At 41.4% G+C, this 12,179-nt stretch carries 8 protein-coding genes and 1 pseudogene; 3 read left to right on the top strand and 6 right to left on the bottom strand.

What is annotated here, in order from left to right:
• Window positions 1-14: 14 nt before the first annotated feature.
• Window positions 15-1,334, top strand: a complete 1,320-nt coding sequence (locus ABV001_RS08460; protein ID WP_352422390.1) for a DEAD/DEAH box helicase — start codon at window positions 15-17, stop codon at window positions 1,332-1,334.
• Here the strand turns inward: ABV001_RS08460 and ABV001_RS08455 are convergent.
• From ABV001_RS08455 to ABV001_RS08430, 6 genes and pseudogenes are all read right to left on the bottom strand, one after another.
• A pseudogene (locus ABV001_RS08455) lies at window positions 1,324-1,716 on the bottom strand (twin-arginine translocation signal domain-containing protein); the annotation flags it as partial. The gene ABV001_RS08460 and the pseudogene ABV001_RS08455 overlap by 11 nt on opposite strands.
• Before the next feature lie 5 nt (window positions 1,717-1,721).
• Window positions 1,722-3,071: an endonuclease/exonuclease/phosphatase family protein gene (locus ABV001_RS08450; protein WP_294082378.1), complete on the bottom strand. Its 1,350-nt coding sequence runs from the start codon at window positions 3,069-3,071 to the stop codon at window positions 1,722-1,724.
• A 139-nt stretch (window positions 3,072-3,210) separates the two neighbouring features.
• The gene (locus ABV001_RS08445; protein WP_352422389.1) at window positions 3,211-4,125 is read right to left on the bottom strand and encodes a BT_3044 domain-containing protein; all 915 of its coding nucleotides are present in this window, start codon (window positions 4,123-4,125) and stop codon (window positions 3,211-3,213) included.
• 46 nt (window positions 4,126-4,171) lie between these two features.
• On the bottom strand, window positions 4,172-6,172 hold the full coding sequence (locus ABV001_RS08440) for a RagB/SusD family nutrient uptake outer membrane protein (protein ID WP_352422509.1): 2,001 nt from the start codon (window positions 6,170-6,172) through the stop codon (window positions 4,172-4,174).
• Between the two features lie 18 nt (window positions 6,173-6,190).
• Complete coding sequence (locus ABV001_RS08435) at window positions 6,191-9,286, bottom strand: SusC/RagA family TonB-linked outer membrane protein (protein ID WP_352422388.1); 3,096 nt, start codon at window positions 9,284-9,286, stop codon at window positions 6,191-6,193.
• Between the two features lie 19 nt (window positions 9,287-9,305).
• Window positions 9,306-10,637 (bottom strand): IPT/TIG domain-containing protein, encoded by a 1,332-nt coding sequence (locus ABV001_RS08430; protein ID WP_294082373.1) that lies wholly within the window; start codon window positions 10,635-10,637, stop codon window positions 9,306-9,308.
• Between the two features lie 244 nt (window positions 10,638-10,881).
• On the opposite strand from ABV001_RS08430, the gene ABV001_RS08425 reads away from it, so the two are divergent.
• Both ABV001_RS08425 and ABV001_RS08420 read left to right on the top strand, forming a co-directional pair.
• Complete coding sequence (locus ABV001_RS08425; protein ID WP_352422387.1) at window positions 10,882-11,112, top strand: hypothetical protein; 231 nt, start codon at window positions 10,882-10,884, stop codon at window positions 11,110-11,112.
• Between the two features lie 456 nt (window positions 11,113-11,568).
• The gene (locus tag ABV001_RS08420; RefSeq protein WP_352422386.1) at window positions 11,569-12,003 is read left to right on the top strand and encodes a helix-turn-helix domain-containing protein; all 435 of its coding nucleotides are present in this window, start codon (window positions 11,569-11,571) and stop codon (window positions 12,001-12,003) included.
• Window positions 12,004-12,179 lie beyond the last annotated feature (176 nt).

Genomic DNA, 12,179 nt, shown 5'->3' with positions numbered 1-12,179 from the left:
CTTATCTTTGTGCCATGAAAGAAGAAGATCAAAATAAAAACATATTATCCGGTCTGGGGATTGAGAGCTTGAATGAGATGCAGGAAGCAGCCCGCCATGCCATCATCAAGGAACGGAATGTGCTGTTATTATCCCCCACCGGCTCAGGGAAAACACTGGCTTTTCTCCTGCCTGTGCTTCAGTTACTGGATGAAAGCATCGCAAAAGTACAATGCCTGATTGTCGTACCCTCACGGGAATTGGCCCTTCAGATTGAGCAGGTATGGAAAAAGATGGGAACAAAATTCAAGGTAAACGTTTGTTATGGCGGACATGCTATGGATACCGAACTGAAAAACCTGAGCAGTCCCCCGGCGTTGCTGATCGGCACACCGGGGCGGTTGACCGACCATCTGGAAAGGAAATCGTTCGATACCGGCTCCATCAAAACCTTGGTGCTGGATGAATTCGACAAATCCCTCCAGTTGGGTTTCCGGGATGGAATGAATACAATCATCGGGCAACTGCCGCGCTTACAAAAGAGAGTCCTTCTTTCAGCCACATCCGACATAGAAATTCCGGACTTTGTAAAAATGGAATCGCCTGTGACGCTTGACTATACAGAAGAGGAGAAAAACGAGGCCCTTTCGGTCAGGCTTGTCTTGTCCCCGGAAAAGGACAAGATCGATACTTTGTTCCATCTTCTCTGCTCCCTCAATTCAGAACCGGCACTGATCTTTTGCAATCACAGGGAAGTCACCGAACGTATCAGCGGTTTATTGCACAGGAAAGGAATCGAGACCGGCTATTACCACGGCGGCATGGACCAGGACGACAGGGAGAGGATCCTTGTACGGTTCAGGAACGGAAGTCTGCATTACCTGGTGACTACCGATCTGGCAGCCAGGGGGCTGGATATCCCCGAGATGAAGCATGTAATCCATTATCATCTTCCGGTCAAGGAGAGTGAATTCGTTCATCGTAACGGACGTACTGCGCGGATGCATGCTTCGGGAACCGCCTATATTATACAATTCAAAGAAGATAAGCTGCCCGATTATATTTCCGGTACTTTGGATGTCTTACCGGTTGCAGCAGACAATCCCCTACCCGATCCCCCCGAATACCAAACGATTTATGTAAGTGGAGGCAAGAAGAACAAACTGAATAAAAGTGACATTGTCGGTTTCTTTTTGCAAAAAGGAAAACTCGACAAATCCGACCTGGGGCTGATTGAAGTGAAAGACTTTGTTTCTTTTGTTGCCGTCCGTGCATCCGTCGTAAAAACGCTGCTGACGAATATCCGGGATGAAAAAATGAAAGGGAAGAAGTATAAGATTGAAGTGGCCAGATAGGGCGGTCTGTCCAGCAATGGGCTTCATACACATCGCCGATCACTCCCGATTGTACCCACTCGGCCACCTGACGGCGTCGATCGATTTTTCCATCCGGTCAAACATTATTCTCCAGTCCTTGAACTGTCGGGCATCAGGATAGTCTTTGAACGTCTTGGCGGCATATCTCCAGTCGACATCACAGAGTGCCACAATATTCCCTGTCTTCATGTTCGCCAGGTTACGGCATCCCATTCCTCCCACTCCGATCCCGGCGATATTCAGTTTGTCACTGGGAGAAGTGTATCTTCTTGCTTTGCCCAAAATAGTATTGGGTACAATGGTAAGGCCTGCAGCCCCCCATGGCTGCGGTCTTTAAAAATTTTCTACGTGAATAACTCATATAAACTATTTTTTTTGCAACAATTCAAAAACGGTCAGTACGGGACGATGGTCTGAGGTGACTAAGTCCGGCACGACTTGTGTCTCCTTCACTTGTAAAGCGTCATTACCCCGATAAAATATGTAGTCGATTTTAACTGTTGGCTTTGGACTCGGAAAAGTGAACTCTTTACTGGTTGAATCGAACCATTCTTCTTTGAGTGTGGCTATTGAAGAAGCGGAAGGGGCAGCATTAAAGTCCCCGCCAAGTATTATTATTTCGTCATCATCCGATACAAAAAGTTCATTTATTTTTCTAGCCTGCAAAATTCGTCGGGCTTCACTTTCATGGCAAAAATGTGTACAAATGAAGGACAATGTGTTTTCCTCATTCAAATGCAATTTAACTTTCAAAGCTCCCCGGTCTTCCAATTTAGCTGGATCGGTATTGGGTAGTTCTGTATATTCCGAACTTTCAATTGGAAATTTTGAAAGAATAGCAATGCCATAATCACCTCCACTACGATCTACTGTTTTTCCAAAAATCACATACATTCCGGTAAGTTCCGACAGCACTTTTGGTTGATCGATCTGGTTTGTCCGGTCTGTAAATCGGTCAACTTCCTGAAGGGCCACAATATCCGGGTTTAGGTCTTTGATGACTTTGGCTGTTTTTTCGAGATTCAGCTTATTGTCCATATCAATTCCTATATGGATATTATACGTCAAAACACGTAGCTCAACGGCACTATATTGTCGCGCCGGTATGGCAACTTGATTCTTGAAAGTTATGCTATCTTTTGCATACACAATAATTTTTCCTTCACGCTCCGATTGAGAGGATGGCAATGGTGTAGCCTTGAACGAGCAAATTTGTTTTCCCTTAGTTTTTGGCTTTTCTGATGTCATTTCGATCCAATCGGGTAAAACGAAATCAATAAGCACATTACTGTTTATTTCTAACGAGAAAGTAAGCCCTTTGTTTTCATTCACAAGAACTTGTTCTTCTTTTACCGTAAGTTCAGATTTTACGGCTGTTTGTCTTACTAATATATACTTTTTTTTCCCTTTTGATTCAACCTCAATATGAGCAATACGCTCTTCATTTAATTGATCATATTTTTCAACTGTTACTTTAAGATTTTGTTCTTTATCGGGTATAATTTCAACTGAACACCATGATTTGTCTGATGAAGCTGTAAATTCCGTATTGCTGAATACCTGGACTGTTTTAAAAGATGCTTCGGGCCAAAAGACCAGTTCTTCAGAAGAAATAGTGAAGTTCAAAAATGACTCATCTGATTTTCCTTGGCAGGAAAAGTAAGTACAAACCAGTAAAACCCATAAAATGGCCAAAATATAATTTATCCTTCTCATATTATTAACGTTTTATATTGGGGTTTCAGATGGAATTTGCCTATAATCAATCATATTTTTGGTTATGAACAATTATTATGCCTGTTCCATCTGAATAATCAATAGTCTATTTTTTATACCCCAATGCTTAATCAGACAATTAAAACAGGTTATCTTTGATTTCAAGCCTTAACTCTTCCCTCATCTCAAATGTATCGGTCCCTTGCTTATAAGAATAATGCAATAAGAAAGCATGATATCGTTTATAGCCATCGTCATCGACACGGTAAATATTAGGATATTCCGTATCTCCATCAATCTGGGTCACTTGAAGCTCTTTTACGGGAGTTATAGTAACCCGGTTATCTTCACCAATTTCAAGATACATGCCATTTGCCTCAATTTTATCCAAATCAGATTCGAATGCGACATTACTCACCATCACTCTTACTTTATTACGGCTGATGGGATCCATTCGTTTGGTGCCGGGTAATTGTGTGGTATTCCGGATGGCGCGCATCGTATAATTTGTAATTGATTCTTGTGTGGCCCACTTATTCTTTATGAGTACCCTATAAAGCACATAGTCTTTATCCGGATTTACTTCATAGGTGGAATTGGATATCTTCAACGGAATAAAATAGATAGAATCAGGAGATAAACCTTCAGGGCGAACACTGATCTTCATTCGACCAGAATAATCACCAGCAGGGATGTTGATCTCATAGGAGTCTATTGTATACATTTCTTCAGGCAACATTTTGGCATACTTCGAAATGTCGACATCATAATTATTGATATTGAATTTTTCAATGACCTCTGTGTTTAAAGACAAAGAGAGGTATATCATCTCATCAGAAGGGTGTGTTCCCCCACAAGATGCTCCCACATATCCGGTTGATTCGGGGTCATATAAATCATGCACAACCGGGAAAACATTATAATCTTCGTTACTGACTAAAGCTATCACTTTTTTGTACTGTTCTTTTTTATAGACGTCATCTATATCGCAAGAACTAATAGCTATGGGAACAAGAGTTATGAGAAATAACTCGAGATACAATATATTTTTCATTATTCTGTGTGTTATATTTATCTGGGATTTATACAATGCTTGATTATTACCACCCGGGATTCTGATCGAATGAAGGAAGACGGCGGATTTCAGTCCGGGAAATTGGCAAGAATATCATTTTCTTATTTACAACGCGACTACCGATCCGTGACGTATTGGGAACTACTCTTTGGAAATATCCTTCATCGGAAGCGTCAACATTCATTCCTGTAATGGGTGTTCCTTCAGACTCCTCGTAAATACCCCAGCGACGTACATCATAATAGCGTCGGTTCTCATACAGGAACTCTATCATTCTTTCTTTTTCAATGAGCGCTTGCATTTCTTCCGGTGTTTCAGTCCCTTTAATTCCAGGTAATCCAGCACGAAAACGGACCTGGTTAAAAGCCTGGGCTATAGCCTGCATATCACGGCTGTAGGTCTGAGACTGGCCATCAGTATCTATCGTATGGCTTTGCGTGAGATTATTCAGTGCTTCAGCGTATGATAGAAGTATTTCCGCATACCGGATAATAGGGAAGACTTTATCCATTCTACGGGCATTCACACCCTGCCAGGCGTCCATCGGATGGATGTATTTCTTGATTACATAACCGGTAGGCGTAAAATTGACACCTCCAACATTGGGATTAGATTTTCCACTACTGGAACTATAATCGTAGGTTACTGTAAACTTGCTATTTCCTGCATCTGTAGCCGAAAGAGCCGGCCAATAACATCCACTGAATCCTATATTGGCATAGAAACGCACCTCCCTGTTTGCGTACATATTGGATACTCCCGCATTTAACTGGTAGTTTGAGAAAACCTGTTGTTTATCCATAAAACCGGTTTCTGTATAGAGATCAGATTCCTGGATCGTTGTCCCGTCTGCCATATAGAATGCATCAACCATCTTTTGAGTAACAGCCAAACCGCCCCAACCTCCACGGTCTGCAGGAAAAGCGCCACGCATATATGATCCCAGCGAACTCGATTTATAGGCCCAGATAAACTCAGGGTTGATAGAAGCCACGCATTCACCGTCAAACATATCAGCGTATGAATGATAAGGGTCGATTCCGCCGGCTCCATTTGGGAAATCATCGGCCGGAACATTCGGAGGCAATGGAGGGGTGAATTCATCACGCTCAACCGTATAGAGCTTATAAAGCGGATTACCGCCATCACTCATCTCCATCACGCGTTTACAAGCGGCAGCGGCTATGGCCCAACGCTTTTCATCCTGAGTTTGCGACACATAAAAAGCACCATCACTCTTCCGTGTCCAATTACCAAAGTAGGAACGGGCTGCCTGCCCTCCGTTAAACAGCGGGCTTGCATGCATTAACCGTAGACGGGCAACCAAAGCGTAGGCAGCACCCTTTGTCGGACGACCAAAATTAAGTATAGGCAGGGTTGTTGGCATATACTTTGCTGCCTCTTCAAATTCACTGCATATGTATTCAATTGCTTCATCATAGGTACTACGGGACTTATCGTAATATTCAAGCCCGGCATTATTCTCCACGATCTCGTCATAAAGCAAGATGGGAGGTCCATAATCCACAATGATGCGATAATAGGCATAAGCACGCAAAAAACGGGTCATCCCGATGATGTTCATCCTGTCAGTCGTCCCTAACCCCGGGACTTCATCAATACGGGTAAGAATCGTATTACATTTACGGATCACTTTATACGAGGTATTCCAAGTCGTATTGAAAAAAGGACCAGGTGATTCAGCATTAATCATGCCTTGTACAAACCTCATTCCCCCGTAACTGCCGTCAGACGCAATATTAAACATAGTAAATGCCTCATCTGTGGCCAATGGCCCCGGAGTTGATTGTGTGGAGGTACTAAATATTTGTCCCTCATCGGGAAACAACTCTGCCGCACCCCACATGTATGCTTCAACATAACGCTTCTGACTGAAAATTGAATCTTGCTTAAATTCATCTGAAAAGTAACTATCTATATTGAGATAGTCACAGGAATTTAAAAGTAATATTGCAATTGTCGCCAGGAAGAGCGATATTATTTTTTTTATAGAAAGAGCTATCATATTCATCTTGTTTTACTTTTATAGATTTATATATAGTTGAATTGAATAAACCGAAGGAATTGGATATACGCGTCCATTCTTATTGGCTTGTTCCGGATCGAAAAGCTTGACCTTGTCTAAGACGAATATATTATTCCCGACAAGTTGTATGTCGACAGAAGCGACTCCTATCTTACGTAACATGTCAGATTTCCAGTTATAATTCACGGTGAGCTCTTGTAATCTCAAATAACGGGCATCACCCTTCCAAAAGTCAGATAAAACTGAATTATTGGCATTTTTTCCGTACTGTAAACGAGGAAAACGGGCGTTAGGGTTTTCAGCCAATTGAGGATCAATCCCATTCTCAATGGCATATTCCATTGGTATCCACCTATTTGAAGGATTATTCGCGATGGTTAATACATTACCTGATCTACCATCGAAAAATGGAACATATCCCATGCCATTCCCATCTTGTCCCACATAGTAAAAATCGGTTTTACCGGTGCCTTTAAACAATAAGCCAAGGGTAATATTTTTATACCTGAATTCAGCGCCGAATCCATACATTAAGGAGGGATATGTATTATTCGATAGTGGAACCTTGTCCGTCGCGTCAATCTTTCCGTCCCCATTTACATCTTTATATTTTATATCACCCGGCTTTTGCCCGCTACCTAGAGCTGCTTGCGAAGGACTATACTTGACGTCATCTTCATCTTTAAATAGACCAAGCGACTGGTATCCTGATATATATCCGTTTGGAAGGCCTGATTTCTGCAAATAGGGATATTCTAAATAGGCTTCTTCCCAATTCTGCACTTTACTGTTTGAAAATGTGTAGTTACCCCTTACAGTAAATGACATTTCTTTATTGATATCATGCGTATAACTGATATTACCGTCACTCCCAAAACTTTTCATCCTGCCAACATTCCCGTATGGCATGTTAATAAGCCCTACATAGTTTGGAATTTGCATTCTCGATTGAAAAATTCCATTTCGCTGATCTGTAAAGAAATCAACTACAAATTGTAATTTATCATCAAAAAAGCGGCCCTCAATACCGATATCGGTTTTAATGGCTCTTTCCCATTTCAGGTTATCCGCACCAATCCAACTTTCATTGATTGTTTCCACTGCATTGCCATCCCAAATGCTACTGCTTCCTAATCCCACCATTGTCAGGTAAGGAAAACGCCGCGAAGTAATCCGGTCATTTCCAACAGTACCGTATGATCCTCTAATTTTAAAAAAATTCACCCATGGCATTTTCTCCTTTACAAATTTATAGCTTGTGGGCACCCAGCCTAATGCCAGGGAAGGGAAAAAACCATATTGTTTACCCGGCTGGAAATTTTCAGAACCAGTGAATCCAAAATTAAAGTCCATCATATAAGTATCCCGGAAACTATATGTCAACCGGCTTGAGATTCCCTGGTATCGTACGGGGATAGCTGCCAGACTCGATGTGGATTTGTCTGTATATTTTTCATCGCTTATATAATAATAGACAAGTCCCGAAACCCGGTGGTCATCCGAAAACAAGCGGTCATAGTTCAACGTTCCTTCAAAATGATATTTACGGTATTGATTCGTAGTCTTGTTGTAACTTGCGGCTTGTGGCGCGACACTCTGGCGCATGATTAAACTCCCATCGTGGTGACGTCCCAAAGCCTCATAAAGGGCGGGCTGGATATAACGCCGTTCATAAAAATAATTCTGCACATCATAAGCTCCTTGTAGCTTGAATTTCAACCCATCCACAATGTGGGAGAGGTCTTGATTAACGGCCAATGTCGTTTTTCCCTTGTAGTTCTGTGTGGATGATTTGCCGGTATAATTCAGCAAGACATAAGGCGAGGCAAGGTCATTATTTCCGGCGGCAGGATACATGCCGTTTGAATATATGGTTGGAAATGCCAGGGGATTGAGTTGCGATTGGGCATACCACAAATAATCTGTATTGGCGATGCCCGGGTCATTCCGGATAGACAGATATCCATCCGTACCGAAATACAACACGGTAGACTCTCCAAGATTCATGTCAATGTTTGCACGGTAATTATAGGTGTTATATCCCACGTTCGACGAGTAAACACTGCTTTTATCTTGCTTATATGCCGCCGTTTCATCTGAGATACTGCCGCTTAAGAAATAACGTGCCACCTGACTCCCACCTTGCGCACTCAGGTAATAAGTCTGCTTGAATGAATTCGGATTCAATATCTCATCTTGCCAGAGGACATCCGGATAAAGGTCGGGGTCAAGATTGTATTCAATCTTTTCCATATCCAACGAGCTATACAATGCGGCGTCCCCACGAATCACATTCGCCTCATTCGCCAATTTCGCATAGTCATAAGCCCGGAGATATTTTGGCATCCGGGTAAGATGGGAGAGAGACCAATTTGAACGCGCTGTAATATTTAATTTGCCTCCCTGCCCGCGTTTGGTGGTTATCAATACAACGCCGTTAGCTCCTCTTACGCCATATACTGCCGTAGCCGAAGCATCCTTTAAGACAGAGAAACTTTCCACATCTGCCGGATCAATTGAATTAATATCTCCTTCCAATCCGTCAATGAGTACAAGTGCCCCACTGCTTGCACCAAAAGTGCCGATTCCACGCACCCAGAACTCGGAAATGTTTTTCCCCGGTTCACCGCTGGTTTGCATCGAGATAATGCCTGCGACTTTACCGCCTAAAAGATTGGCAATAGAAGCCGAAGGGGTCTGTAAATCTTTCACATCTACCGTTGTTACTGCCGCCACTGATGAAATTTTCCGTTGGATGCCATGGGCAACTACCACCACTTCATCCATTTGTTCGGAAGATGGTCTTAGATGTATTTTCAATTTTTTCTCCTCGGTGGTTACCAAATATTCCACATTTTCGTAACCGATATACGAGATAACGATAATATCGTTTTTTCTTGCTTTAATGGAAAAATTCCCATCTATATCGGTGCTGGTACCGATACCCACTTTTTCCTTAAGATACACACTGGCTCCGGGAGCTGGAATTCCGGTTTCATCCAAAACCGTACCTTCCATTATGAATTGTTGCCTATCCTGAGCCGTAATAGTGAAACACACCAGCAACATAAGGGCGATTAAATATCTTTTCATTTTTTATTATACTAATGGATTATTCTATAGCCAATTTTCTTACACGAGAATTTCCGTAATCAGCAACATATACTGTTCCCTCACCGTCTACACCTACCCCTTGCGGGTTATTGAAGAGAGCGTCCTCTTTGCTCCCATTCTTCCAACCTGCCACCCCGGGAATGCCAACCACAGTTTCCACTATATGATCGGGACGAATGCGACGTATGCAATGGTTGCTTTTATCTGCAATATAAAGATTACCGTCAGGGTCAAAATAAATCTGATAGGGTGCATTGAACAAGGCTTGAGAAAGCTCCCCGTCCCTATGCCCCGAACCGGCGGCATTCAACCGTTTAAAAGAACTTGGATCCCGGATATCCATGCTATAAATACCCCCCGCCATACTCCCTGAACGGACAGCAAGATAGAGCATCTCCGGATGTAAAGGATCGAAGGTTACCCCTTCACTGGTTCCTGCCGCCGTCATGTAAACGATATCCGTATCCATGGTTTTGGGATTGATCTTTACAATCTGACCGTCGTAAAAACGGGTATACACACATCCGTCCAATTCACAAAATCCCATAGAGTGTTTCCATGGATTAACGGGAAGAGCATGGCCATTCAGGTTTCTCCATATGATATTCTTCATCCTCGGAGCCCAATACTCCTTGGGGTCACAGGTGTAGAAGCCTGTAATGGAGTGTTCCGATGGAATATAGATAATACCGGTCTTTTTATCTGGACAAAGTGCATCCGGAATAATTAAAGCTGAATTTCCCATTATCAGGGAGGTCGCCAATCCTTCCATTTCATTGATACGGATAATGCCGTACTGGTTATTTGCCGATTCTCTTGAAGAGGCAAAAATATTTCCTTCATTATCAACGCATATATAGGCAGGTCGAAGCGTTGATTCAGATAAGGCTCCCCCCTGGTAAGCCGGAGTGCCGTTTCCTACGACATCGCTGACGGATACCGACATTCTATAATAAAAATTCCGGCTATAAATCACCGAATCATTCCCCACTACCACCGATACGGAACATGTGTCACCAGGCATACGAGGTACCATCACCAACATACGATCTCCTACCGTTTTAATGACGGAGGCTTTTTTCTTATTGAAATAAACCTTCACTAATGAAGGATCATTGCCAAAATTGCTTCCTTGCAATATGACTGACTCACTGATTCTTCCGGAATCAGGATGAAACGTTGTTAACTCCACAGGTTTGGACGGGTCGTATTCAATTGCACTACCCAGGTCTTCTTTTTTATTATCACAAGAAATCAAAATAGAAGAAGACATTATAAACAAACCTATTATCTGCAAATAAATAAAGATAAGACGTCTTTTTGTTTTCATTATTATTAAAGATTTTTTAAACAAATAAGATTGATAATTTCATGATTTTCAAGATGAAAAATGGATTACATAAATATTTTTTTTAGCATCATGATGTATTATGTTTCTGGTTTAATCCGTTACAAATGGCAAATACCCTGTCGGTATTTATACAAAATAAAATCAGTATTTCCGGCTAATGCCGGCTGTGAGAGAAAGAGTTTTCAGGTAACTGAACCCCGGTTCGGTATCAGACAATCGTGCGATGAAGTATAGATTATTGAATAAGACTCCCGGTAATCAGATATCTAACGTCTTATTCGATATGGCTCTAAAGTATATGTATGGATATAAAAAAGAGGCGCGGACGATTGTCTATTCCTTTAGTCTGGCTCCGCAAGGGCCATTACCAGAGAATACAACAATGTCCACGCCCTTATTGCTAAGGGCGCTTCCATTCTTGGTCTCTGGTTTTGAATTTTGCGGATTCGACTAAAAGACCAAAAAAGCGCTATATTATTTCGTATTGTGATTTACGATGGAAAGACAACTGCCGATGAACGATCATCAGAATGCACTGATCCTATTCCTGTCATAAATGCGCTACAAAGATAATAATTCGTTTTAAATTCTATGTTTTCATACACATTTTGTTTTAAGTTTTAGAAATTTTTCGTAACTTTGTTTCTCTTAATCAGCGTGAAGTGAGAGTAGCCGTTTTAACTTGGAAAGCCATCTTTCCGATAGATAGCCATAATTTGATAATGCAAATGAATAAAAAAATAATGTAAATTTGTGCTTTATTTAAATGTTTCGCACAAGCGTATGCAGAAAACTTACAATTGTAAGACACGCCGTACAAGAAGGCGTACAATTTGTATAACTTCTCATAAAATTATCTTCATCTTCTATTTTCTATTATCTTTGTTATAAATTTCAATTTGAGTGAGTTATGAATAATCTGGAAAACGATAAAAAGAGTATCCATCAAGGTAGAAATGCAAAGCGGCTCAGGGAAGCTAAGGGTATTAAACAAGAAGAGATTGCCATTGAATTAGAGATTTCCCAACAAGCCGTATCTCTATTGGAAAAACGCCAGGAACTTGATAACGAGACAATAGCAGTATACGCCAGAGTTTTAGAGATAGACGAATCATTTATCCGCAATATGATAGATGATTCTCTTCTGGGAGAAAGCAATTATTTCTATGACCAGAGTTCTCAAAATAGGGATTACAGCTCTCAAACTCAAAACTTAACTTTTAATCCATTGGATAAGTTAGTAGAAGTTTATTCGGAAAAAGACCAATTATATGAACGTATGCTTTTAGAGAAGGAAAAAGTCAATAATTACCTTGAAAAAGCTCTGGACAGATTATCCAAATAGCCCCCTCTTCAAATAATTACTGATTCTTCTTTGTTGGCTGTTGGTTGAGAAAATGCGTGTTTGCGAAACAGAGGTACGATCGAATTTATTGGTCTATGGGAAAACTTTTACAATCCGGATTTTAATTCCACCGAATTCGATGGAATTAAAAATATGACAGAGAGTAACAGTTTTTC

The organism is Proteiniphilum sp. (assembly GCF_040307845.1).
In the GTDB taxonomy this organism is placed as follows: domain Bacteria; phylum Bacteroidota; class Bacteroidia; order Bacteroidales; family Dysgonomonadaceae; genus Proteiniphilum.
The sequence above is the reverse complement of the archived record's forward strand: the minus strand, read 5'-3'. Positions and strand labels throughout refer to the sequence as shown.